General features: G+C 73.9%; 26 protein-coding genes. 7 read left to right on the top strand and 19 right to left on the bottom strand.

Features of this window, described 5'->3' with window-relative positions; translation table 11 throughout:
• The first annotated feature begins 121 nt into the window (after nucleotides 1-121).
• From ACQPX6_RS09195 to ACQPX6_RS09185, 3 genes are all read left to right on the top strand, one after another.
• Nucleotides 122-418 (top strand): hypothetical protein, encoded by a 297-nt coding sequence (locus tag ACQPX6_RS09195; RefSeq protein ID WP_433787000.1) that lies wholly within the window; start codon nucleotides 122-124, stop codon nucleotides 416-418.
• Between the two features lie 219 nt (nucleotides 419-637).
• Nucleotides 638-916, top strand: a complete 279-nt coding sequence (locus tag ACQPX6_RS09190) for a hypothetical protein (protein WP_433786999.1) — start codon at nucleotides 638-640, stop codon at nucleotides 914-916.
• 79 nt (nucleotides 917-995) lie between these two features.
• Nucleotides 996-2,357 (top strand): cytochrome P450, encoded by a 1,362-nt coding sequence (locus tag ACQPX6_RS09185; protein WP_433786998.1) that lies wholly within the window; start codon nucleotides 996-998, stop codon nucleotides 2,355-2,357.
• 3 nt (nucleotides 2,358-2,360) lie between these two features.
• Here ACQPX6_RS09185 and murA read toward each other — a convergent pair whose 3' ends face one another.
• A complete protein-coding gene (gene murA, locus ACQPX6_RS09180) occupies nucleotides 2,361-3,629 on the bottom strand; it encodes a UDP-N-acetylglucosamine 1-carboxyvinyltransferase (RefSeq protein ID WP_433786997.1) in 1,269 nt (422 codons plus the stop codon).
• Between the two features lie 71 nt (nucleotides 3,630-3,700).
• Here murA and ACQPX6_RS09175 point away from each other — a divergent pair, with 71 nt between their 5' ends.
• Nucleotides 3,701-4,288: a cob(I)yrinic acid a,c-diamide adenosyltransferase gene (locus tag ACQPX6_RS09175; protein WP_433786996.1), complete on the top strand. Its 588-nt coding sequence runs from the start codon at nucleotides 3,701-3,703 to the stop codon at nucleotides 4,286-4,288.
• A gap of 7 nt (nucleotides 4,289-4,295) precedes the next feature.
• Here the strand turns inward: ACQPX6_RS09175 and ACQPX6_RS09170 are convergent, their stop codons facing one another.
• Nucleotides 4,296-5,468: an alanine racemase gene (locus ACQPX6_RS09170; RefSeq protein ID WP_433786995.1), complete on the bottom strand. Its 1,173-nt coding sequence runs from the start codon at nucleotides 5,466-5,468 to the stop codon at nucleotides 4,296-4,298.
• Nucleotides 5,469-5,506: 38 nt separating this feature from the next.
• Between ACQPX6_RS09170 and ACQPX6_RS09165 the strand changes: the two genes are divergently transcribed.
• From ACQPX6_RS09165 to ACQPX6_RS09155, 3 genes are read left to right on the top strand one after another with little or no spacing between them, the layout of a single operon-like run.
• Nucleotides 5,507-6,820: a D-arabinono-1,4-lactone oxidase gene (locus ACQPX6_RS09165; protein ID WP_433786994.1), complete on the top strand. Its 1,314-nt coding sequence runs from the start codon at nucleotides 5,507-5,509 to the stop codon at nucleotides 6,818-6,820.
• A 38-nt stretch (nucleotides 6,821-6,858) separates the two neighbouring features.
• Entirely contained in the window at nucleotides 6,859-7,371 is a 513-nt protein-coding gene (locus ACQPX6_RS09160; protein WP_433786993.1) for a hypothetical protein, read from the top strand.
• Nucleotides 7,372-7,397: 26 nt separating this feature from the next.
• Nucleotides 7,398-7,910: a hypothetical protein gene (locus ACQPX6_RS09155; RefSeq protein ID WP_433786992.1), complete on the top strand. Its 513-nt coding sequence runs from the start codon at nucleotides 7,398-7,400 to the stop codon at nucleotides 7,908-7,910.
• A gap of 2 nt (nucleotides 7,911-7,912) precedes the next feature.
• Here ACQPX6_RS09155 and ACQPX6_RS09150 read toward each other — a convergent pair whose 3' ends face one another.
• The 17 genes from ACQPX6_RS09150 to prfA form a co-directional block, all read right to left on the bottom strand.
• Nucleotides 7,913-8,383, bottom strand: a complete 471-nt coding sequence (locus ACQPX6_RS09150; protein WP_433786991.1) for a hypothetical protein — start codon at nucleotides 8,381-8,383, stop codon at nucleotides 7,913-7,915.
• Nucleotides 8,383-8,826: a DUF2550 domain-containing protein gene (locus tag ACQPX6_RS09145; RefSeq protein WP_433786990.1), complete on the bottom strand. Its 444-nt coding sequence runs from the start codon at nucleotides 8,824-8,826 to the stop codon at nucleotides 8,383-8,385. Before ACQPX6_RS09145 ends, ACQPX6_RS09150 begins: the two co-directional genes overlap by 1 nt.
• A gap of 19 nt (nucleotides 8,827-8,845) precedes the next feature.
• Nucleotides 8,846-9,244: a F0F1 ATP synthase subunit epsilon gene (locus tag ACQPX6_RS09140; protein WP_433786989.1), complete on the bottom strand. Its 399-nt coding sequence runs from the start codon at nucleotides 9,242-9,244 to the stop codon at nucleotides 8,846-8,848.
• Nucleotides 9,244-10,692: a F0F1 ATP synthase subunit beta gene (gene atpD / locus ACQPX6_RS09135; RefSeq protein ID WP_433786988.1), complete on the bottom strand. Its 1,449-nt coding sequence runs from the start codon at nucleotides 10,690-10,692 to the stop codon at nucleotides 9,244-9,246. Before atpD ends, ACQPX6_RS09140 begins: the two co-directional genes overlap by 1 nt.
• A gap of 10 nt (nucleotides 10,693-10,702) precedes the next feature.
• Complete coding sequence (locus ACQPX6_RS09130; protein WP_433786987.1) at nucleotides 10,703-11,731, bottom strand: F0F1 ATP synthase subunit gamma; 1,029 nt, start codon at nucleotides 11,729-11,731, stop codon at nucleotides 10,703-10,705.
• Between the two features lie 8 nt (nucleotides 11,732-11,739).
• The gene (gene atpA / locus ACQPX6_RS09125) at nucleotides 11,740-13,515 is read right to left on the bottom strand and encodes a F0F1 ATP synthase subunit alpha (protein WP_433786986.1); all 1,776 of its coding nucleotides are present in this window, start codon (nucleotides 13,513-13,515) and stop codon (nucleotides 11,740-11,742) included.
• A 47-nt stretch (nucleotides 13,516-13,562) separates the two neighbouring features.
• Nucleotides 13,563-14,411: a F0F1 ATP synthase subunit delta gene (locus ACQPX6_RS09120; protein ID WP_433786985.1), complete on the bottom strand. Its 849-nt coding sequence runs from the start codon at nucleotides 14,409-14,411 to the stop codon at nucleotides 13,563-13,565.
• Entirely contained in the window at nucleotides 14,408-15,121 is a 714-nt protein-coding gene (atpF, locus tag ACQPX6_RS09115; protein WP_433786984.1) for a F0F1 ATP synthase subunit B, read from the bottom strand. Before atpF ends, ACQPX6_RS09120 begins: the two co-directional genes overlap by 4 nt.
• A 43-nt stretch (nucleotides 15,122-15,164) precedes the next feature.
• The gene (atpE, locus tag ACQPX6_RS09110) at nucleotides 15,165-15,371 is read right to left on the bottom strand and encodes an ATP synthase F0 subunit C (protein ID WP_116706531.1); all 207 of its coding nucleotides are present in this window, start codon (nucleotides 15,369-15,371) and stop codon (nucleotides 15,165-15,167) included.
• Nucleotides 15,372-15,444: 73 nt separating this feature from the next.
• Nucleotides 15,445-16,284, bottom strand: a complete 840-nt coding sequence (gene atpB / locus ACQPX6_RS09105) for a F0F1 ATP synthase subunit A (RefSeq protein ID WP_433786983.1) — start codon at nucleotides 16,282-16,284, stop codon at nucleotides 15,445-15,447.
• Entirely contained in the window at nucleotides 16,281-16,586 is a 306-nt protein-coding gene (locus tag ACQPX6_RS09100; RefSeq protein ID WP_433786982.1) for an AtpZ/AtpI family protein, read from the bottom strand. The genes atpB and ACQPX6_RS09100 overlap by 4 nt, the downstream gene beginning before the upstream one ends.
• Nucleotides 16,587-16,691: 105 nt before the next feature.
• Nucleotides 16,692-17,165 carry a hypothetical protein gene (locus tag ACQPX6_RS09095; protein ID WP_433786981.1) on the bottom strand — a complete coding sequence of 158 codons (474 nt, stop codon included), beginning with the start codon at nucleotides 17,163-17,165 and terminating at the stop codon, nucleotides 16,692-16,694.
• Nucleotides 17,166-17,211: 46 nt separating this feature from the next.
• A complete protein-coding gene (locus ACQPX6_RS09090) occupies nucleotides 17,212-18,345 on the bottom strand; it encodes a glycosyltransferase family 4 protein (protein WP_433788232.1) in 1,134 nt (377 codons plus the stop codon).
• Between the two features lie 54 nt (nucleotides 18,346-18,399).
• Complete coding sequence (gene glyA / locus ACQPX6_RS09085) at nucleotides 18,400-19,686, bottom strand: serine hydroxymethyltransferase (protein WP_433786980.1); 1,287 nt, start codon at nucleotides 19,684-19,686, stop codon at nucleotides 18,400-18,402.
• 68 nt (nucleotides 19,687-19,754) lie between these two features.
• Nucleotides 19,755-20,399 carry an L-threonylcarbamoyladenylate synthase gene (locus tag ACQPX6_RS09080; protein ID WP_433786979.1) on the bottom strand — a complete coding sequence of 215 codons (645 nt, stop codon included), beginning with the start codon at nucleotides 20,397-20,399 and terminating at the stop codon, nucleotides 19,755-19,757.
• A gap of 11 nt (nucleotides 20,400-20,410) precedes the next feature.
• Nucleotides 20,411-21,241 carry a peptide chain release factor N(5)-glutamine methyltransferase gene (prmC, locus tag ACQPX6_RS09075; RefSeq protein WP_433786978.1) on the bottom strand — a complete coding sequence of 277 codons (831 nt, stop codon included), beginning with the start codon at nucleotides 21,239-21,241 and terminating at the stop codon, nucleotides 20,411-20,413.
• Nucleotides 21,238-22,353 (bottom strand): peptide chain release factor 1, encoded by a 1,116-nt coding sequence (gene prfA / locus ACQPX6_RS09070; protein ID WP_433786977.1) that lies wholly within the window; start codon nucleotides 22,351-22,353, stop codon nucleotides 21,238-21,240. Before prfA ends, prmC begins: the two co-directional genes overlap by 4 nt.
• Nucleotides 22,354-22,429: the final 76 nt, after the last annotated feature.

Below are 22,429 nucleotides of genomic sequence, written 5' to 3'. Positions count from 1 at the left end.
GGCTGACCCGGGGAATCTACCGGCGGGTCACGACGCGGGGCACCGCAGCGTGACGCACGTCGGATGCCGTCGCCCACAGGATCGGTCAGGATGGGGGCGACGCGGGGACGAGGAGGCCGACATGGTCGGGTCGATCGGCGAGCTCCTCATGGCGATCGCCTTCGTGGTGCTCATCGTCGGGCTGCTCCGCTACACGTTCGGCCGGGGCCCACAGGGCGCGGTGCCCGACGAGCACGGCGACCTGGGCCTGCTCGAGACCGTGGCCGTGGTGCCGACGCGCGAGGCCGCCGACGTGCTCGTGGCCAAGCTCGCGCGGGAGAAGGTGCGCGTGACGGTCAGCCGGGGCGAGGCCGGCTGGCGGCTGCTGGCGTTCCCCACCGACGCCGACGACGCGCGTGTGGTGCTGCGCAGCTCGTGATGGGCAGCACCTGAGCGATCCGGGACACACCCCTCCGGGTGGCGCCGACGCGGCGTGCTCGGAAGACTCCTCCCCGCGCGGTCGACACCCGGTGCCGCCGGTCTGATCTTCTCGGCCGACGGGGTCCGGTTCCCGCGGCCCGAGGTCCCTGCGGAGGACCCGCTCATGTCTGTCCGTCCCCCTGCCCGGCACCACCGCCCGGGTTCCCCACGTCTCGAAGTGCGGGCACGCGGCGCCGAGCCCCCACCCCGCGACGGCCGCGTCGTCGTCCACGGCTGGCCGGTGCTCGTCGTCGTCCACGACGCGCGCGGCGACTGGCACCTGCTCGCCGACCATCCCGAGCTGTGCGCGGCCCTCCCGACCGACGCCGGTCCCGGCGTGGGCCTCGGCGACCTCGCCCGCCGCGACCCGCGCCTCGCCGAGCTCGAGGGCCTGCCGCGCGGCTGGATCGCCACGCGGGCCACCCCGGCGCAGGGCTGGACGCGCCGGCCCGGCTGAGCCTCGCGGGCGTACCGGACTCCCGGCACCGGGTAGGCCGTTCCCCGGCCACCCCGTCGACCCCCCGGGAGGCACACCCGTGTCCTCGTCCACCGTCCCGTCCCGCACCGCCCCGCGCCTGCGCGTCGGCGACACGCTGCGCGTCGCGCTCGGCGTGCTCGCGCCCACCGTCGCCCAGGGCGCCATCGCCCGCCGCCCGCGGGCCATGGCGCTGGCCGAGCGGTTCGACCTCGACGGGCAGGCGGTGCGGACCGTCCAGGACCTGCACCGCCGCCACGGGGACGGCCCCGTCCAGCTGGCGATCCCGGGGCGGCGGCTCGCGCTCGTGCTGGGCGGGGACGACGTGCACCAGGTGCTCGGGGGCTCGCCGGAGCCGTTCGCCCTGGCCACGCGCGAGAAGCAGGGCGCGCTGGACCAGTTCCAGCCGCACGGCGTGCTCGTCTCCCACGGGCGCGAGCGCGAGGCCCGCCGCGCGCTGAACGAGACCGTCCTGGACACGCCGCACCCGGTGCACCGCCTCGCGGGCGACCTGGTGACGACGGTCCGGGAGGAGGCGCGGGCGGTCGCCGAGCGCGCGGGCGCCACGGGCCGGCTGGACTGGGACGGCTTTTCCGCGGGCTGGCGCCGGGTGGTCCGCCGGGTCGTCCTCGGCGACGCCGCCGCCGACGACGAGGGCCTGCAGGACGACCTCGACACCCTGCGGTACCGCGCGAACTGGTCGTACTTCCTGCCCAACAGCCGCAGCCGCCGCGACCGCCTGCGCCGCCGCCTCGCGGCCTACGTCGAGCGCGCCGAGCCCGGCAGCCTGGCGGGCCTGCTCGCCGAGGCGGCGCCGGCGCAGGACGGCGGCGTGGACCCCGTCGACCAGATCCCGCAGTGGCTCTTCGCCTTCGACCCCGCGGGCATGGCCGCGATCCGGGCCCTCGCCCTGCTCACCGTCGACCGCGAGGAGGGGGACCGGGCCCGTGCCGAGCTCCGGGACGTCGACCTCGACACCCCGCAGGAGCTGCGCCGACTGCGCGCCGCGGTGCTCGAGTCGGTGCGGCTGTGGCCGACGACGCCGATGATCCTGCGCGAGACCACCCGCGACACCGAGCTCGCCGGGACGCGGCTCCCCGCGGGCACCGCCGTCCTGGTCTACGCGCCGTTCTTCCACCGCGACGCCGACGACCTCGACGTCGCCCACCGCTTCACCCCGGACCTGTGGACCGGCGAGGGCCCCGTCGGTGACGCGCGGACCGCCTGGCCGCTCGTGCCGTTCAGCGAGGGGCCGGGCGTGTGCCCGGGGCAGAACCTCGTGCTGCTGAGCACGAGCACCTTCCTGGCCACGCTGCTCGAGCACCACGACTACGCGCTGGAGCACCCGCGGGCGCTCGACCCCGACGCCGTGCCGGGCGTGATCAGCCCGTTCGCCGTGCGGTTCCGGACGACGAGCCGGTAGGCCTCAGCGGACCGGGGGCGCCACGATCCGGCGGATGTCGCCGCCGAGGGCGGCCAGGTTCTCGACGAACAGCGGGTAGCCGCGGTCGATGTGCGCGACGTCCCACACCTCGGTGTCGCCGTCGGCGCACAGCCCGGCCAGCACCAGCCCCGCGCCCGCGCGGATGTCCGAGGCCCAGACCGGAGCCGACGACAGCCGTCGCACCCCGCGCACGACGGCGTGGTGGCCGTCGGTGCGGGCGTCGGCGCCGAGGCGCACCATCTCCTCGACGAAGCGGAAGCGGCCCTCGAACACGTTCTCGGTGATCATCGACGTGCCCTCGGAGACCGCCGACAGCGCGATGGCCATGGGTTGCAGGTCGGTGGCGAAGCCCGGGTAGGGCAGCGTCACCCAGTCCACCGAGCGGGGGCGCCCGGCCATGACCACGCGGAAGCCGTCGTCGCGGGCCTCCACCTCGGCACCGGCCTGGCGCAGCCGGTCGAGCACGAGGTCGAGGTGGTGCGGGTCGACGCCGCGCACGGTGACGTCGCCGCCGGCCATCGCGGCCGCGAAGCCCCAGGTGGCGCCGACGATGCGGTCGCCGATCACGCGGTGCGTGGTGGGCGCGAGCGGGGCGCCGCCGTGCACGGTCAGCGTCGAGGTGCCGCCGCCCTCGATCTTGGCGCCCATCTGCTGGAGCATCGTCACGAGGTCGACGATCTCGGGCTCGCGGGCGGCGTTGTCGATCACCGTGGTGCCCTCGGCGAACACCGCGGCCATGAGGATGTTCTCGGTGGCGCCGACGCTCGGGAAGTCCAGCCAGATCTGGGCGCCGCGCAGCATCTCGGCGCCCGCGACCACGCAGCCGTGGGAGATCTCGCTCGTCGCCCCCAGCAGGCGCAGGCCCGCCTGGTGCATGTCGAGCGGGCGCGAGCCGATCGCGTCGCCGCCGGGCAGGGGCACCACCGCGTGCCGGCAACGGGCGACCAGCGGGCCCAGCACGCAGACCGAGGCCCGCAGCCGCGACACCGAGCGGTAGTCGGCCTCGGAGGTCAGCTCGGCCGGCACGTCGATCGTCACCGTGTCGCCGGCGACGGCCACCTCGCAGCCGAGGCTGCGCAGGACGTCGGCCATCAGCGGCACGTCGAGGATCTCGGGACAGTTCGTGATGACGGTCCGGCCCTCGGCGAGCAGCGCCGCCGCCATCAGCTTGAGCACGCTGTTCTTGGCGCCGACCACGTCGACGGCCCCGGTCAGCGGGCCCGAGCCACGCACCACGAAGTGCTCGTTCATCGCGCAGTGACGCTACCCGTCGACGCGCAGCACCCCGTCGGCGGAACCCCCGGCCGCCTACAGTGGGGGCCGTGGCCGTTCACCTGACCCGGATCTACACGCGCACCGGCGACGACGGGACCACGGGCCTGTCGGACTTCTCGCGCGTGCCCAAGACCGACCCGCGGCTCGGGGCCTACGCCGACTCCGAGGAGGCCAACGCGGCCATCGGCGTCGTGCTGTCGGTCGGCGCGCCGCCGGAGGCGATCGTCGCCCCGCTGAACCAGATCCAAAACGATCTCTTCGACGTCGGCGCCGACCTCGCCACGCCGATCGTGGAGAACCCGGAGTACCCGCCGCTGCGCGTCACCGAGCGCCAGATCGAGCGGCTCGAGGGCTGGTGCGACACGTTCAACGAGGACCTGCCGAAGCTCGACTCGTTCATCCTGCCCGGCGGCACGCCCGCGGCCGCCTACCTCAACATCGCGCGCGTCGTCACCCGCCGCGCGGAGCGCAGCACCTGGGCCGTCATCGCCGCCGACCCGGACCGCACCAGCCGCCTGCCCGCGCACTACCTCAACCGGCTCTCCGACCTGCTGTTCATCCTCGGCCGTGTCGCCAACCCCGGCGGCGACGTGCTGTGGGTGCCCGGCGGCCCGGAGGAGCAGCGGGACGCGTAGCGGGCGCTCAGCCGAACGCCCGGCCCTCCCCGCGGTAGGTGGGCACGGTCTCGACGACCCGGTCGCCCGCGACGAGGTGGTACGCGCTGAGGTGCTCGGCGAGCTCGCCGGCCTTCGCGTGGCGCATCCACACCCGGTCGCCGATCCCCGGCAGCTCCCGCCCCCGCAGCGGTGTCTGCACCTCCCCCGCGCCCTCGATCCCCGTCAGCGACAGCCCGGCGGGGTGGTGGGGCGCGGGCAGGCGTGACGCCGCGGCGGGCCCGGACGCCACCCAGCCGCCGCCGGCCAGCGTCACCGTCCGGGCGTCGGGCCGGCGCACCACCGGCAGCGCGTACAGCACGGCGGGCCGCGGGTGCATCCGCGTGTAGCCGTCGAAGAGCGTCGAGCCGATCAGCGCCGAGCCGGCGGCGATCTCGGTGACCGACGTGTCCGCGCGCGTCGTCTCGACGCTGCCGCTGCCGCCGCCGTTGACGAGCTCCAGGTCGGCGACCGCCCGCACGGCCCGCACCGCCGCCGCGCGACGGCCCGCGAGCTCGGCCGCGGAGCGCCGCTGCACCCAGCGCACCGCCGCGTCGCGCACCCGCGAGCCCGTCGCGTCCGGCACCCCGGCGATCTGCCCCTCGTAGGCCATCAGCCCCACCAGCCGCACCCCGGGACGGGCGACGACGGCGCGGGCGAGCCGGCCCGCGTCGCCCGCGGTGTGCACCGGCGAGCGCCACGCCCCGACGTGCACCCCCGGGAGCGGGCGCCACGCCGCGTCCAGCTCCAGGCACACCCGCAGCTCGGGGTGCCCGGGCCCGAGCACGGCCTCGAGGAGGTCCAGGTGCTCCGTCGAGTCGATCATGAGTGTCACCGCGGCGCGGGCGCGCTCGTCGCCGGCCAGAGCCCGCAGGGCAGCCCGGTCGACGCTCGGGTAGCCGACGAGGACGTCGTCGCTCGTGCCCTGCTCGACGTGCCACAGGGCCTCGGGCAGCGCGTAGCACAGGAGCCCCGCGACCCCGTCCCGCGCGAGCGCACGGAAGATCAGCGCCCGGCAGCGCACCGACTTCGTCGCCAGCCGCACCGGGCGCCCGGCCGCGCGAGCGAGCAGGTCGTCGAGGTTCGCGTCGAAGGCGTCGAGGTCGACCACGCCGAAGGGCGGGTCGAGGTGCGCCGTCGCCCGGTCCCAGGGGCTCGTCACGGGTCCACCCTGGCACCGCGCCGGGCTACGGTGCGGGGGTGGCTCGCGGCGGCACCTGGCGCAACTGGTCCGGCACCGTCACCGCCGCCCCGTCCCGCGTGCACCGCCCCCGCACGGTCGACGACGTCGTCGCGGCCGTCCGGGAGGCCGCCGCCGAGGGCGCGCGGCTGCGCCCCCGCGGCAGCGGGCACTCCTTCACCCCGCTGGCCGCCACCGACGGGCACGCGGTCGACCTGGGCGGGTTCGCCGGGCTCGAGGCCGTCGACACCACGACCCGGCGCGTGCGGGTGCGCGCCGGTACCACGCTGCGCGCGCTCGACCGGGCCCTCGACGCCCACGGGCTGGCCATGGCCAACCTCGGCGACATCGACGCCCAGACGATCTCGGGCGCCGTCGCCACCGGCACCCACGGCACCGGTGCGCGCCTGGGCGGTCTCGCCACCCAGGTCACCGCGCTGGACCTGGTGCTCGCCGACGGCTCCCCCGTGCACTGCTCGGCCGCCGAGGAGCCCGACCTCTTCGCCGCCGCGCGCGTGGGCCTCGGCGCGCTGGGCGTCGTCACCCACGTGACCCTGCAGTGCGTGCCGGCCTTCGTGCTGCGCGCGATCGAGCGGCCCGAGCCCCTCGACGACGTCGTCGCCGACGTCGACCGGGCCGCCGACGAGGCCGACCACTATGAGTTCTACTGGTTCCCCTACGGCGCGCGGGCGCTGGTCAAGCGCAACGACCGCGTGGCCCCGGACGCCGCGCCCCCGCCGCTGTCGCCGCTGCGGCGCTTCGTCGAGTACGACCTGGTGGAGAACGCCGCGTTCGGGGCGCTCTGCCGCATCGGGCGCGCGGCGCCGTCGGTCGCGCCGGCCCTCGGGCGGCTGGCGTCGTCGGTGCTCTCGCCGCGCGAGTACGGCGACCGCTCGCACCGCGTGTTCACCACCCGCCGGCGCGTGCGCTTCGTCGAGTCGGAGTGGGCCCTGCCCCGCGAGCGGCTGGGCGAGGTGCTCGCCGAGCTGCGCGCCGCCGTCCTGCGCCTGGAGCACCCCGTGCTCTTCCCGGTCGAGGTGCGGGTCGCCGCCGCCGACGACGTGTGGCTCTCCACCGCGCACGGCCGCGACACCGCCTACGTCGCCGTGCACCAGTACGTCGGCGCGCCCCGCCAGGAGTGGTTCGGGGCGGTCGGCGCGATCGCCGCCGCCGCGGGCGGGCGCCCGCACTGGGGCAAGGAGCACCACCTCGACGCCGCGGCCCTGCGCGAGCGCTACCCGTGCTTCGACGCGTTCCGCCGCGTGCGCCGCGACGTCGACCCGAGTGGCCTCTTCACCAACGCCCACCTCGACCACGTCCTGGGGCCGGTCTGATCGTTGCGCTCCCCGCCCCGGTCCTCCACGGTGGGACCGTGGCCCGCAACCTGACGTCCTGGGCGGTGACCGCCGACGACGTCCCGCCCGCCATGGCCCGGTTCATCCGGCACCAGGGCACGACGCGCGGGCTGGACCGCGACCCGCTGGCCGACGTGACGCACGGCCTGCGTGTCGACGAGGAGACGATGGCCCGGCGGCCGGTCGGCCCGCGCTCGGAGCGGCACACCACCGAGATGCTGCTGACGCCGGAGCTGCTGATCATCTCCTACCGCCAGGGCGTCGACGACGCCGTGGAGCACGTCAGCCCCGAGGCCCGGGTCACGTTCCACCGGCTGGACCAGGTCGAGGTCGCCACGCCCACCGTCGGGCTGGCGAAGCGGGCGCCCGGGGCCGCGCCGACGCCGCCGCAGAGCGTCGTGTCGGTGACGAGCACGCCCCTGGGCGGCGCCCGGCGCGCCACGCGCCACGTCGCGGCGGGCATCGGCCCCGAGGTCACGCGCTTCCGGGCCGCGCTGAAGGACGCCGTCGAGCGCGCCCGACCCGCCTGAGGAGTGCGCCCCCTACGCTCCGCCCCGTGGCCGAACGATCAGTGACCTCCCGGGCCGTCACGGTCCACCAGCTCCCGCCCCACACCGCGGCCCTCGTCCGCGAGCAGGGCGCGGTGGTCGGCCTGTTCCGCGACCCGCTGCCCGAGGTGACGCACGGCCTGCGCAGCGACGAGGACACGACGAAGAAGCGGCTCTTCGGCGGAGCGCGCACGACCCGGCGCACGATCGAGATGCTGCTGACGCCGGAGCTGCTGATCGTGGCCTACCGCGACGGCGACGACGCCGAGGTCGACCCCGCGGCCCAGGTCGGCTTCCACCGTCTCCACCAGCTCGAGTTCTCGATGCTGCCCTCCGAGCTCATGGACCGGGCGCGCAGCGCGGGCGTGCAGGTCCCGGACGACGTGCTGCCGCTGACCAGCACGCCGGTCGGCGGCCACACCCGGGGATCGCGCACGGTGCCGATGGACGGCGGGCCGGACGCCGCGCGCTTCCGGGAGGCCCTGTTCGCGGCCGTCGAGCGCTCGCGCCGCGGCGCCTGAGCTCACCCCGTGGCCGCGGCGCCCCCGGCCCGGACCTGACCGACGAAGAACCGGACCGACGCGGGGTCCGCGCGAACCGAGAAGTCCATCGCGTCCACGTTCTCCCGCACCGGCAGCACCCGCACGCCCGGCGCGGCGGGTTCGAACTCGACGCGCACGGTGCCCCGCGCGATCTCCGCGACGCGGACCACGGCGGCCAGCGGGAAGTGCATGCGCCCGGAGTGCCCGCCGCCGAAGGTGACGGCCTCGGTGGTGGCGCAGAGCAGGCCGCCGTCGGTGGTGTGGGGCTCGGTGATCACCGCATCGAGGACGGCGAGGATCGTGCTGTCCGCGGGCTCGGCGGCGCAGGCCTCGACGAGGCGGGCCTTCCCGCGGAACCGCTCGGCGTCCTTCGGCGCGAGCCCCTCGAGCGCGCGGTGAAGATCGTCGCGCGGGGGCAGCGCCGGGGCCGGGCGACGGGAGAACAGCCCCATCAGCTGGCCTGCCGGTAGCCCGTCGACCGGCCGGGCGGGGTGGACTCCAGCCAGGAGGAGAAGCCGGTCAGCGCGTCGGCGCCGATCGCGAGCTCCCAGGTGCGGCCGCGGTCGCGGCACGTCAGGACCGTCGACCCGGCGGGGTGCATCTCGCCGGCCACGGGGCTGCGACGGTCGATGATCTCGAGGCGGGTGCGGTCGAGTGCGACGTTGGCGCCCGAGCTCAGCCCGCTGATGCGGTACCAGCGGAACTCGTCGCCGCGGTAGCGCCCGAGGCCCGAGTGCCAGCCGCGCAGGTCCTCCTGGGGCCGCGCCTCGCGCAGCGCCACGTCGACACCGCCGCGGCGCAGGACGCGGATGCGCCGCAGGACCAGCAGGGCGACGACGAGCAGCACCGCGAGCACGACGATGGCCGTCAGTTCGACGATCATCGTGGTGCCCACCGGTGCTGCTCGCCGTCCCTCAGCGGTCCGGTGATTCGCCGGCTGCCCGCAGGCGAGCCCGTGCGCGTGCGGCGGCGGCCGCGGTGTCGTCCACGTCGTCGCCCCCGCCCTCGGCGCGCTGGAGCGCGTCGCGGGCGGCGGCCACGTCGATCTCGGAGGCCATCTCGGCCACCTCGGCGAGGATGGTCACCGACTCCGCGGTGACCGAGAGGAACCCGCCGAAGACCGCGGCGTGGAACGGCTCGCCGTCGGTCGGGTCGATGCGGACCACGCCGGCCTCGTCGAGGGCGGCGATGACCGGCTCGTGGCCGGGCAGCAGACCGATGTCGCCCTCCACCGTGCGGGCGGAGACGAAGTTCGCCTGACCCGCCCACAGGCGCTTCTCCACGCCGACGATGGCGACCTCCATCTCCGCCATCAGCTGTACTTCTTGATGTTCGCCTCGACGTCGTCGAGGTCGCCGACCATCGCGAAGGCCTGCTCCGGGGCGTTGTCGTACTCGCCCTTGGTGATCTTGTCGAAGGCCTCGACGGTGTCCTTGACGTCGACGAAGGAGCCCTCTTCACCGGTGAACTGCTCGGCGGCGTACATGTTCTGGCCGAGGAAGCGCTCGATGCGCCGGGCGCGGGCGACGGTGAGGCGGTCCTCCTCGGAGAGCTCGTCGATGCCGAGGATCGCGATGATGTCCTGCAGGTCGTTGTAGCGCTGCAGGATCCGGATGACCTCGCGGGCGACCCGGTAGTGGTCCTCGCCGACGAACTGCGCGTCGAGGACCGACGAGGTCGAGGTCAGCGGGTCCACGGCCGGGAAGATGCCCTTGGCGAACACCGACCGGGAGAGCTCGGTGGTGGCGTCGAGGTGGGCGAACGTCGTGGCCGGCGCCGGGTCGGTGTAGTCGTCCGCGGGCACGTAGATCGCCTGCATCGAGGTGATCGAGTGGCCTCGGGTCGAGGTGATCCGCTCCTGCAGCTCGCCCATCTCGTCGGCCAGGGTCGGCTGGTAGCCCACCGCCGAGGGCATGCGGCCCAGGAGCGTCGAGACCTCCTGGCCGGCCTGCGTGAACCGGAAGATGTTGTCGATGAACAGGAGGACGTCGACCTCGGCGACGTCGCGGAAGTACTCGGCCATGGTCAACGCCGACAGGGCGACGCGCATGCGGGTGCCCGGCGGCTCGTCCATCTGACCGAAGACCAGGGCGGTGTCCTTGAGGACGTCCGCCTCGGCGAGCTCCACCCAGAGGTCGTTGCCCTCACGGGTGCGCTCCCCGACGCCGGCGAACACCGAGGTGCCACCGAAGTTGCGGGCGATGCGGGTGATCATCTCCTGGATGAGCACGGTCTTGCCGACGCCGGCGCCGCCGAACAGGCCGATCTTGCCGCCCTGGACGTAGGGGGTGAGCAGGTCGACGACCTTGAGCCCGGTCCAGAGGACCTCGGTCTTGCCCTCGAGCTGGTCGAACGGCGGCGGGTCCCGGTGGATGCCCCAGTGCTCGGCGTCGTCGGCCTGGCCGGGGGCGTCCATGCACTCGCCGAGGGCGTTGAACAGGTGCCCCTTGACCGCGTCGCCGACCGGCACCGAGATGGCCGCGCCGGTGTCCTGGACCTCGGTCCCGCGGACGGCGCCCTCGGTGGGCTGCATGGCGATGGTGCGCACCTGGTTGTCACCGAGGTGCTGGGCGACCTCGAGGGTCAGCTTCGTGGTCTTGCCGTTGAGCTCGAGGTCGAACGTCAGGGCGTTGAAGAGGTCGGGCACCTCGCCGCGCGGGAACTCCACGTCGACGACGGGCCCGAGGATGCGGGTGATGCGGCCGACGGAGCCCGAGGAGTTGTTCTCGGTCCCCTCGGCCGTGGCGGTGGACTGGGTCATCGTCACTCCCCTACTGGGCCAGCGCGTCGGAGCCGCTGACGATCTCGCTGATCTCCTGCGTGATCTGGGCCTGACGTGCCTGGTTGGATTGGCGGGTCAGGTTGTCGACCAGGTCGTTGGCGTTGTCGGTCGCGGCCTTCATGGCCCGCTGCCGGGCGGCCGACTCGGACGCGGCGGCGTCGAGCAGCGCCGCGAAGACGCGGGCGCGGATGTACTTCGGCATGAGGCGGTCGAACAGGACCTCGGGCTCGGGCTCGAAGGCGTACTCGGCCTGGCGCTCCTCGCCCTGGCCGCTCCCGGACCCGCCCGACTCGCCGTCGGAGTCCGACGACTCCTCGGACTCGTCGTCGAGCTGCAGGGGCGCGATCTGGACGGGCTTCACCGTCTGGCTGGCCAGCGAGGTGAACTCGGTGAACACCACGTGCAGCTCGTCGACGCCGGACAGGCCCTCGGCGTCTTCCGGCGGGACGAAGCTCGAGCCCGAGGAGGAGCCCTGGGACTCCTCCCCCGAGTCGTCGTCCGACGGGCGCTGGACGTTCTCCTCGCCGCCGGCGAGGAAGCACGCGGTCATCGTGTCGGCGGCGTGGCAGGCGTTGGCGTAGTCCGGCACCTCGGAGAAGCCGGTCCAGGACCCCGCGATCTCCTGACCGCGGAACCGGAAGTACGTCTCGCCCTTGCCGCCGATGACGAACAGCACCGGCTCCTTGCCGCCGTCGCGGACCTCGCGCATGACGCGCTCGGCCTCGCGCATCACGCCGGCGTTGTAGCCGCCGGCGAGGCCCCGGTCGCTGGTGACGACGAGGATGCCGACGCGTGCGGGCTCCTCGCGCGCCACCAGCAGCGGGTGGTCGCTGGCCCCGGCCTTGGCGGCCGTGGTCAGCACGTGGGTGAACTCGTCGGAGTAGGGCCGCGCCGCCTCGACACGCCGCTGGGCCTTCGAGATGCGCGAGGCCGCGACCATCTCCATCGCCTTGGTGATCTGGGCGATGTTCTTGGTCGACTTGATGCGCCGCCGGAGGACGCGCAGGGATGCAGCCACCGGCGCGCCTAGCTCTGCGAACCCGAGGACGAGCTCTGCGACGAGTCCTCGGAGGAGGAGTCGTCCGAGCTGTCGGAACTCTCGGTGCTGTCCGAGCCGTCGTTCGAGCCGTTCGACGAGTTCTGCGACGAGTCGTCGGAGGACTGCGAGTCCGCGTTCTCCGCGTCGTCCGAGGACTCCTCGTCCGACTCCTCCGACGAGCCGAGCTCTCCGGTGCCACCGTCGTCGGTGACCCCGGAGCCGTCGTTGGTGGAGAACTGGCCCTTGAACTCGGAGACGGCCTTGTTCAGCCGCTCCTCGGTCTCGTCGGAGAGCTGGCCCGAGTCGCGGATCTCCGAGAGCGCGCCGCCGTCGCGGCGGACGTGCTCGAGGAACTCGGTCTCGAACCGGCTGACGTCCTCGACCGGCACCGAGTCGAGGTGACCACGGGTGCCGAGGAAGATCGAGACGACCTCCTCCTCGACCGGGTACGGCTCGCCCTGGCCCTGCTTGAGCAGCTCCATGAGGCGGGCACCGCGGTCGAGCTGCGCCTGCGAGGTCGGGTCGAGGTCGGAGCCGAAGGCCGCGAACGACTCCAGCTCGCGGTACTGGGCGAGGTCGACGCGCAAGCGGCCGGCGACCGACTTCATCGCCTTGACCTGGGCGTCACCACCGACCCGCGACACCGAGTTGCCGACGTTCAGCGCGGGCCGCTGGCCCTGGTTGAACAGGTCGGACTCGAGGAAGCACTGCCCGTCGGTGATCGAGATGACGTTCGTCGGGATGTACGCCGCGATGTCGTTGTCCTTGGTCTCCACGATGGGCAGACCGGTCAGCGAACCGGCACCCAGGTCGTCGGAGAGCTTGGCGCAACGCTCGAGCAGGCGGCTGTGCAGGTAGAAGACGTCGCCCGGGTAGGCCTCGCGGCCCGGCGGGCGCCGCAGGAGCAGCGAGATGGCGCGGTAGGCCTCCGCGTGCTTCGACAGGTCGTCGAAGACGATGAGGCAGTGCTTGCCCTGGTACATCCAGTGCTGGGCCATGGCCGAGCCGGCGTACGGGGCGATGTACTTGAAGCCGGCCGGGTCGGAGGCGGGCGCCGCGACGATCGTCGTGTACTCGAGCGCCCCGGCTTCCTCCAGCGACTGGCGGACACCGGCGATCGTGGTGCCCTTCTGGCCGATCGCGACGTAGACGCAGCGGACCTGCTGCTCCGGGTCGCCGGTCTCCCAGGCCTCGCGCTGATTGATGATCGTGTCCGTGCAGACCGCGGTCTTGCCGGTCTTGCGGTCACCGATGATCAGCTGGCGCTGCCCGCGGCCGATCGGGGTGTTGGCGTCGATCGCCTTGATCCCGGTCTGCAGCGGCTGCTTGACGGCCTGGCGCTGCACGACGGAGGCGGCCTGGAGCTCCAGGACGCGCTCCTCCTCGGACTCGATCTCGCCGAGGCCGTCGATCGGCTTGCCCAGCGGGTCGACGACGCGGCCGAGGAACCCGTCCCCGACCGGGACACCGAGGACGCGGCCGGTGCGCGTGACCTGCTGCCCCTCCTCGATGGTCTCGTAGTCACCCAGGATGACGACGCCGATCTCGCGCTCGTCGAGGTTCTGGGCCAGGCCCAGCACGCCCCCGGGGAACTCGAGGAGCTCGTTGGTCATGGTCGAGGGCAGGCCCTCGACGTAGGCGATCCCGTCACCCGTCGAGGTGACGATGCCGACCTCCTGACGGGTGGAGTCCGCCGAGTACGAGGACACGTAGTCCTCGATGGCACTGCGGACCTCGTCGGAGGAGATGGTCAACTCGGCCATGGCTTCCGCTCTCGCTAGACGATAGGGGTGTCGTGTGGGGGGTGTGCTCAGCCCAGCCGGCGGCCGAGCTCGTCCAGCCGCCCGGCCACGCTGCCGTCGATGACCTCGTCGCCGACCTGGATCACCAGACCACCGACCAGTGTGGGGTCGACGTCCAGGTGCAGGGTGATGTCGCGTCGGTAGATGCGGGCCAGGGCCCCGGACAGGCGGTCCTGCTGCTCGGAGCTCAGGGCGGTCGCGGAGCGCACCGTCGCCACCGACCGCTCGCGCCGCTCGGCGGCGAGCTCGGCCAGGCGCTCGAGGCCCTGGGCGACGCTGCGACCCACGGGGTGGGCCACGAGCTGGGCGGCGAGCTTGCGGGTGGTGGACTCGGCCCGGTCGGCGAGCAGCCGGTCGAGCACCTGCTGCTTGCCGTCGGCGTCGGCCGTGGGGTCGGACAGGAGCCGCTCGAGGTCGGGCTCGCCACCCACGATGCGGCCGAGCCGGAACAGCTCGTCCTCGACGGCGTCGAGCCGGCCGTCGCGCTCCGCGGCGACGAGCAGCGCCTCGCGGGCGACCGTGCGCAGCCCGGTGACGAGATCGTCGGGACGCGACCACGACGACGAGGCCGCCGTGCGGACGATGTCGGCCGTGGTGGAGGTGACCTGCTGGCCGAACAGCCGGTCGGCCAGGCCCCCGCGGTCCTCGCTCGACCGCGACGAGTCCGCCAGCGTCCGCCGCAGCTCCGCCTCGCGGCCGAGGAGGTCGGCGACCGCGTCGAGCTGGTCGGCCGTGGTCGTGAGGTCACCCGAGTCCGCCTGCTGCGTCGACTCGGAGAGCCGGCGCCGGACGGACTCCAGCGCGTCGCGGCTGGCCGCGTGGAAGTCGGCGAGGAGACCCGCCGTCGAGGCGCTCACGACGGTGCTCCGTTCCCCTGGGTGGACGTGGTGGACGGCCCGGAACGGCCGGCCGTGCCGAACGCCGCGGACGTGGCGGCGTCGGCGGCCCCGTCACCGGAGTCGCCCGAGGCACTCGACGAACCGCTCGAGGAACCACTCGAGGATCCGCCCGACGAGCCGCTCGACGAACCGCCCATGGCCTCGAGCTCGTCGAGGAAGCGGTCGACGGAGGCGCCCTTGCTGGACTCGTCGGACAGCGACGACTCCACGATGCGGCGCGCCAGCTCCACCGACCGGCGGCCGGTCTCGGCGCGCAGGTCGGACACGGTGCGCGACCGCGAGGCCTCGACCGTCTGCCGCCCCTGGGCGACGATGCGGTCCGCCTCCTCGCGGGCACGGCGGTCCATGTCCTGCCCGATGCGCTCGGCGTCGGCGCGGGCGTCATCCCGGATGCGCGCGGTCTCGCCGTCGACGCCCGCCAGCCGCTGGCGGCTGCGGGCGAGCTCCGCCTTGGCGTCGGCCTCCATGGCCTCGGCCTTCGCGATGCCCGACTCGATCTGCTTCTTCGTGTCGTCGTGCGACGTGACGAAGCTCGGCCACGCGTACCTGTAGAGGACGTAGACGAGCAGCGCGAAGGCCACCAGACCGACGATGATCTCCACGACGTGCGGCAGCGTCGCGTACGGGTGCCCCGCCGGCTGTGAGGCCAGCAGCTCGGTCGCGCTCATCGGTTCACCTCCCGTCCCTGCGGTGTCGACCGGTCAGGGGGAATCAGATGGCGAACGCGAGGACCAGACCGATGATGGCGAGCGCCTCGGAGAGGGCGAAGCCGATGAAGGCGATCGTCTGCAGCTGGCCACGGGCCTCGGGCTGGCGGGCGACACCGTTGATGAACGCCGCGAAGACAATGCCGACACCGATACCGGGGCCGACGGCCGAGAGGCCGTAACCGACCATGTTGAGGCTGCCCTGAACCATGAGGGGTTCCTTTCCTGCGGGATCGCGGGGTGATCGTGGGGTGATCGGGAAGGACGCGGAGCGGTCGGGCCGACTAGTGCTCGTCGGCCAGCGACGCACCGATGTACGACGCGGTGAGGATGGTGAAGATGTAGGCCTGCACCACCTGGATGAAGACCTCGAAGAACGTCATGACGATCGCGAAGAGGAACGCGAACGGCGACAGGATGTTGAGCACCAGCGAGTCGGCGAGCGTGAGCATGTACTCGCCGCCGAAGATGAACACCAGCAGCAGCAGGTGGCCGGCGAGCATGTTGCCGAACAACCGGAGCGAGAGCGTGACCGGCCGCAGGATGAAGTTCGAGATGAACTCGATCGGGGTCAGCACGATCCGGACCGCCCACGGCACCCCCGGCGGCCAGGTCTGCAGCTTGATGTAGCCGCCGAACCCCTGCTTGCGGATGCCGACGTAGTTGTAGATCAGCCAGGTGACGATGGCCAGCGCGTACGCCATGCCCGGGTGCGAGAACGACGGGAACTGGATGAAGGGGAAGATGCCGAAGACGTTGTTCACCAGGATGAAGGCGAACAGCGCCACGAGGTACGGCACGTACCGCCGGAAATCGGGCCCGATGTTGTCGCGCGCGATCTGGTCGCGCACGAGTCCCTGGAACTTCTCGGCGGCGAACTGCAGCCGTCCCGGAACGATCTTCGGGTTCTTCGTGGCCAGCGCGTAGAACGCGTACACGACGACCGCGGCGAAGATGAACTGGAGCGCGACCTTGTCGAACCACTCGAGGACGGGGACGCCCTCGAAGATCGGCGGGATGTTGAAGTCCTCGACACCGGGGGCCTTGAAGCCCTCGGCCGGCATCTCGGGCGGTACCGGGGCACCCGGGGGCGGCGGCACCTGCGTCCACGACGACGAGATCACCCGTGCTGCTCCTTCCGGTCCTCCGGGCCGGCGGGACCACCGGGGCGAGGGAGTGGGTCGGGGGGGACGTAAAGGTATCGGATGTAGATCAAGGCGAAGGACGCGGCCCCGCCGAGCAACAGCCCGACCAGGAGAAACCACCGTGTACCCAGCAGGGCGTCCAGACCCGCTCCCCCCAGGCCGAACACCAGGAACCCGGTGATCAGGTGGGAGAGGATCGTCCACGCCTCCGCGGGCGAGCCGGGTCCGGACCCCGTCGGTGGAGTGCGTCCCGCGTCACCGCGGAGGCTGTCCTGCGCCATCGCGGCGCACCATATCAGCACGTTCGTCGTAGTCCACTACGGGACGTCGGAGGAGCCTGGATCGATTCCGTACCGCCATTCGCCCCGACGGGCGAGGCAGGTGCCTCAGACGGCGATCGTCGGGCTGCGCATCCGCGCGAACGCGATGACCTCGCCGGTGATGAAGGCGATCGCCGTCGGGCCGAGGGCCAGCGCGGCGATGCGGGTGTCGACGAGGCCGAGGCCGCCCAGCACCAGGAAGATCACCAGCAGCACGCCCAGCTTGGCCAGCATGCTGACCATGGCGGCGGCCATGACGACCATCGGGTCCGCGGCCGCGGTCCAGCGCATCACGAGCGGGCCCAGCGAGCAGACGGCGACGACCACCACCGCGCCGACGACCGCGGCGACCACCCCGGTGACGCCGGCGAGGAGCCCGGCCACCACGGCGGCGAGCACCGCGACCACCACCGCGGCCCACAGCCCGCCACGCAGCATGACGCGGCTGGCGTCGAGGATCTGGGCGGTGGTCGCCGGGCTGTTCGGGGGCGAGAGCGGGCCGCCGGTGGGGGCCGGCTGGTCGGGGTCGGGGCTGGTCATCGCTGTTCGGGACTCCGGTGCGGGGTGAGGGGGTGAGGGGGGCGGGTCAGGTCCGGGAGCGCAGGCGGGGCACGGCCGAGGCGAGCACGGCCACGAGCAGGCCGACGGTGACCATCCAGACCACCAGGAACGCGTTGTCGACCAGCGCCAGCGCCACCGCCCCGAAGGACAGCACCCCGGCCCACAGGTAGATCAGCAGCACGGCGCGGCGCTGGGAGTGCCCGATCTCGAGCAGCCGGTGGTGCAGGTGCATCTTGTCGGGCGCGAACGGGCTCGTGCCCGCGCGGGTCCGCCGGACGACCGCGAGCAGCAGGTCGAGCAGCGGGACGAACACCACCGCGGCGACCACGATCAGCGGCGTGACCAGGGCCAGCGCGCCCGTGGCCCCGGTGGTCGAGTAGTTGGTGCGCCCCGAGGCGGTGGTGGTGGCCGCGGCCAGGGTCAGCCCGATGAACATGGAGCCGGAGTCGCCCATGAACAGGCGCGCCGGCTGGAAGTTGTGGGGCAGGAAGCCGGCGCACGCCCCGGCGAGCACCGCGGCGATGAGCGCGGGCGGGTAGGCGTTGACGTCGCCGTTCTGCTGGCCGAGCAGCCCGAGCGCGAACGCGCAGGTGGCGGTGGCCGCGATCGTGCCGATGCCGGCGGCGAGCCCGTCGAGGCCGTCGACGAAGTTCATCGCGTTGACCAGCAGGACGCACAGGAACACGGTGATGAGCACGCCCTGGTCCTGGCCGAGCAGCAACAGCGAGCCGGTGCTGCCGGCTGACCCGCCCCAGGGCAGGTACACGGCCGTCCACTGCACGCCCATGAGCACGAGCACCCCGGCCGCGGTGGCCTGGCCGGCCAGCTTGGTCAGCGCGTCGAGGCCGAAGCGGTCGTCGAGCGCCCCCACCACCACGATCACCCCGCCCGCGACGAGCACCGCCACCGTCTCGGTGGAGTAGTCGAACGCGCGGCGCAGGACGGGCAGCTGGCTGGCCACGAACACCCCGCCGAGCACGCCGAGGTAGATCGCGACGCCGCCGAGGCGCGGGATCGGGATGGTGTGCACGTCGCGGCCCCGCGGGACGGCGATCGCGCCGATCCGCAGGGCCAGGCGGCGGATCAGGCCGGTGAGCAGGTAGGTCACGACCGCCGCGGACAGCCCGACCAGCAGGTACTCCCGGATCGGGAGCCCCATCGGGGCGAAGTCCGGTGACGGGCCCACGAGGGGCGAGGGTAGACCCGCTGGTGTCTAGCGGGGGTACGCGGGGAACCGCGACACGAGCTTGCCCACGTCCTCGCGCACGTCGGCGAGGGTCTGCTTGCCGCCCTCGGTGGCCTCGTCGGCCGTCACCGCGCCGGCGATGAGCCGCGCGACCTCGCCCATCTCGGACTCGGTCATGCCCTGCGTGGTGATCGACGGCGAGCCGACGCGGATGCCCGAGGCCGTCATCGGCGGCTGCGGGTCGTACGGGATCGCGTTCTTGTTCAGCGTGATCCCGGCCAGGCCGCTGCGGGCCTCGGCCTCCTTGCCGGTGACGCCGAGCGGCTGCAGGTCGAGCAGCGCCAGGTGGGTGTCGGTGCCGCCCGAGATCGCGCGCATGCCGTGCGACTCGAGCGCCGAGGTCAGGGCCTGGGCGTTGGCGATGACCTGGCGCGCGTAGCGCCGGTAGTCCTCGGTGGCCGCCTCGGCGAGCGCGACGGCCTTGCCGGCCACCGCGTGCATGAGCGGGCCGCCCTGCAGGAACGGGAAGACGGCCTTGTCCAGCGCCTTCGCGTGCTCGGCCTTCGAGACGAGCATGCCGCCGCGCGGGCCGCGCAGGACCTTGTGCGTGGTGAACGTGACGACGTCGGCGTGGGGCACCGGGCTGGGGATCGCCTGGCCGGCGACGAGGCCGATGAAGTGCGCGGCGTCGACCCAGAGGATCGCGCCCACCTCGTCGGCGATCGCGCGGAACTTCTCGAAGTCGATCAGGCGGGGGTAGGCCGTGGCGCCGGCGACGATCATCTTCGGCCGGTGCTCGAGCGCGAGGTCGCGCACCTGGTCGTAGTCGATGAGCCCGTCGTCCTCGCGCACCGTGTAGGGCACCGGCTCGAACCACTTGCCCGAGAAGCTGACCTTCGCGCCGTGGGTGAGGTGCCCGCCGTGCGGCAGCGACATCGCCAGCACCTTGTCACCGGGCCGGCAGAACGCCGCGTACACCGCGAGGTTCGCGTTGGCGCCCGAGTGCGGCTGCAGGTTGGCGTGCTCGGCGCCGAACAGGGCCTTGGCCCGCTCGATGCCGATCTCCTCGGCGCGGTCGACGACCTCGCAGCCGCCGTAGTAACGCCGGCCGGGGTAGCCCTCGGCGTACTTGTTCGACAGCGTCGAGCCGAGCGCGGCGAGCACCGCCGGGCTGGTGAGGTTCTCGCTCGCGATGAGCTGCAGCCCGCCGCGCAGGCGCTCGAGCTCGTCGTCGACGACCTGGGCGATCTCGGGGTCGACCGCCTGCAGCGCGTCGAAGTCCGGGCCCCAGAAGTGCTGCGCGTCGGATGCCATGACGCCTCACGTTACCGGCCATTCACGCAGGTGTGAGCGCCCCTGGTAGCTGGGTCACAGTCCCCGGTTCACAGGGTGACCGGCGCGCCCACGACCTCGGAGACCCGCTCGGAGCTCACGGCGCCCTCGCGGCGCAGGCGGGGGGCCTCCCCGGTGAGGTCGACGATCGTCGAGGCCACGCCCGTCGCGCACACCCCGCCGTCGAGGTAGACCTCGACCGTCTCCCCCAGCTGCTCGCGGGCCTCCTCCACGGTGGTCGCCGGGGCCTGCCCGGAGACGTTCGCGCTGCTCACGGCCATGGGGCCGACGTCGCGCAGCAGCTCGAGGGCCACCGGGTGCAGGGGCATGCGCAGCATCACGGTGCCGCGGGTGCGCCCCAGGTCCCAGGCGAGGCTCGGGGCGTGCGGCAGGACGATCGACAGCCCGCCGGGCCAGAACGCCTCGACGAGGTCGCGCGCGACGGGCGGGACGGTGCCGACCAGGCCGTCGATCGTCGACCAGCTCCCGACGAGCACGGGGACGGGCATGTCGGGCCCGCGCTGCTTGGCCGCCAGCAGCGCGGCCACCGCCCGGCCGTCGAACGCGTCGGCGCCGATGCCGTAGAGCGTGTCGGTGGGGACGACCACCAGCCGCCCGGCGCGCACCGCGGCCGCGGCGGCGGCCAGGCCGGTGGGACGGGTCGCGGGGTCCTCGCAGTCGTACACGGCGCTCACGGCGCGCCAGCCTAGGTCCGCCGGGCCGTGGCGACGCGCGGGCGTCCGGTGAGGTCGGGGTGCGTGGCGACGTCGGCGAACCCGGCGGCGGCGAGCACCTCGCGCACGGCGTCCGGGTGGGAGTCGTCGTGCTCGATCGCCACCGCTCCCCGGGGCCGCAGCAGGCGGTGGGCCAGGGCCGCGACCGGGCGCACGACCGCGAGGCCGTCGGCGCCCGCGAACACCGCGCCGTGGGGGTCGGCCCGCACCTCGGGCGGCACCGGGGCGTCCTCGGGCACGTAAGGCGGGTTGCAGGTCACGAGGTCCACGGCGCCGGTGAGGTCCGCGAGCACGCCGGGGACGGTCACGTCGGCCTCGTGCAGCACGACGCGCGAGCCCGCGAGGTTGCGGCGGGTCCAGGTCAGCGCGCCGGGGTCGACCTCGACGGCGTGCACGACCGCGTCGGGCCGCTCGTGGGCGAGCGCCAGGGCCAGGGCGCCGGTGCCGGTGCAGAGGTCGACGGCCACGGGCGCGGGGGTGGACCGGACGAGCTCGAGCGCGCGCACCAGCAGCGTCTCGGTCTCGGGGCGCGGCACGAACACCCCGGGGCCGACGGCCACCTCGACCGGGCCGAGCACCGCGGTGCCGAGCAGGTGCTGCAGGGGCTCGCGCGCCGCCCGGCGGGTGACCAGGGCGTCGACCGTCCGACCCTGCTCCGCGTCGGGGGCGTCGGCGAGCAGCAGGCGCCCGCGCGGCACGCCGAGCACGTGGGCCACGAGCAGCTCGGCGTCGACGCGGGGCGAGGCGACGCCGGCCCCGGCCAGGCGGGCGGCGGCGTCGGCGACCAGCCCGCGCACCGTCACGACTCCTCGGCGGCCCGGCTCATCCGCTCGGAGCGGTCGGCGGCGCGCAGGGCATCGAGCACCCCGTCGAGGTCGCCGTCGAGCACCCGGTCGAGGTCGTGGGACTTGTAGCCGATCCGGTGGTCGGAGATCCGGTTCTCGGGATAGTTGTAGGTGCGCACGCGCTCCGAGCGGTCGACCGTGCGGACCTGGCTGCGCCGGTCGGCCGACGCCTGCGCCTGCTCGGCCTCGTCGGCGATGGCCTGCAGCCGCGAGCGCAGCACCTCCATGGCGCGCGCCTTGTTCTGCAGCTGCGAGCGCTCGTTCTGGCACGACACCACGACGCCGGTGGGCAGGTGCGTGATCCGGACGGCCGAGTCGGTGGTGTTGACGCCCTGGCCGCCCTTGCCCGAGGACCGGAAGACGTCGACGCGCAGGTCCTTCTCGTCGATCTCGACGGCCGCGGTGGCGCCGACCTCGGGGTAGACGAGCACCCCCGCGGCCGAGGTGTGGATGCGCCCCTGCGACTCGGTGACCGGCACGCGCTGCACGCGGTGCACGCCGCCCTCGTACTTCAGCCACGCCCAGACGCCCTCGGCGGCGTCGCCGGGCGCGGTCACGGTGACCGTGACGTCCTTGTAGCCGCCGAGGTCGGACTCGGTGGCCGAGAGGACGTCGACCTTCCAGCCGCGGCGCTCGGCGTAGCGGGAGTACATGCGCAGCAGGTCGCCGGCGAACAGCGCGGACTCCTCGCCGCCCTCCCCCGACTTGACCTCGACCACCACGTCGTCGGCGTCCTGGGGGTCGCGCGGCACGAGGTGCTCGGACAGCCGGGCGCGCAGGACCTCGACGCGGGCGGCCAGGTCGTCGGCCTCGGCGGCGAAGCTGGCGTCCTCGCGCGCGATCTCGCGGGCGTCGGCGAGGTCGGCCTCGGCGGCGCGGAGCTCGCCGACGGTGGCGACCACCGGCGAGAGCGCGGCGTAGCGCCGGCCCAGGGAGCGTGCGAGCCCGGCGTCGGCGTGCACGTCGGGGTCGGCCAGGCGTGCCTCCAGCCCCGCGTGCTCCTCGAGCAGCGCGGTGACGCCGGGCGACGTCGTCATCGACGCGTCGCCGGCGGGTGCCTGCTGGGCCATCCTCGACCTCCCTCCTGCTCACCGGACCCCGTCACGCAGAACGCCCGCCGCCCCGCGCGCGTGCAGCGCGGGGGCG

The organism is Actinomycetospora sp. CA-101289, from assembly GCF_050955895.1.
GTDB lineage: Bacteria > Actinomycetota > Actinomycetes > Mycobacteriales > Pseudonocardiaceae > Actinomycetospora.
The sequence above is the reverse complement of the archived record's forward strand: the minus strand, read 5'-3'. Positions and strand labels throughout refer to the sequence as shown.

Bases quoted from the DNA above. Each gene is read 5' to 3' on its own strand.
- murA (WP_433786997.1), bottom strand. From the start codon at position 3,629: ATGAACGAGCACTTCGTGGTGCGTGGCTCGGGCCCGCTGACCGGGGCC.
- ACQPX6_RS09150 (WP_433786991.1), bottom strand. From the start codon at position 8,383: ATGGGGCTGTTCTCCCGTCGCCCGGCCCCGGCGCTGCCCCCGCGCGAC.
- atpA (WP_433786986.1), bottom strand. From the start codon at position 13,515: ATGGCCGAGTTGACCATCTCCTCCGACGAGGTCCGCAGTGCCATCGAG.
- ACQPX6_RS09090 (WP_433788232.1), bottom strand. From the start codon at position 18,345: ATGGGGCTCCCGATCCGGGAGTACCTGCTGGTCGGGCTGTCCGCGGCG.
- ACQPX6_RS09100 (WP_433786982.1), bottom strand. From the start codon at position 16,586: ATGGCGCAGGACAGCCTCCGCGGTGACGCGGGACGCACTCCACCGACG.
- glyA (WP_433786980.1), bottom strand. From the start codon at position 19,686: ATGGCATCCGACGCGCAGCACTTCTGGGGCCCGGACTTCGACGCGCTG.
- ACQPX6_RS09140 (WP_433786989.1), bottom strand. From the start codon at position 9,244: ATGGCGGAGATGGAGGTCGCCATCGTCGGCGTGGAGAAGCGCCTGTGG.
- ACQPX6_RS09095 (WP_433786981.1), bottom strand. From the start codon at position 17,165: ATGACCAGCCCCGACCCCGACCAGCCGGCCCCCACCGGCGGCCCGCTC.
- atpD (WP_433786988.1), bottom strand. From the start codon at position 10,692: ATGACCCAGTCCACCGCCACGGCCGAGGGGACCGAGAACAACTCCTCG.
- atpF (WP_433786984.1), bottom strand. From the start codon at position 15,121: ATGAGCGCGACCGAGCTGCTGGCCTCACAGCCGGCGGGGCACCCGTAC.
- atpE (WP_116706531.1), bottom strand. From the start codon at position 15,371: ATGGTTCAGGGCAGCCTCAACATGGTCGGTTACGGCCTCTCGGCCGTC.
- ACQPX6_RS09195 (WP_433787000.1), top strand. From the start codon at position 122: ATGGTCGGGTCGATCGGCGAGCTCCTCATGGCGATCGCCTTCGTGGTG.
- prfA (WP_433786977.1), bottom strand. From the start codon at position 22,353: ATGGCCCAGCAGGCACCCGCCGGCGACGCGTCGATGACGACGTCGCCC.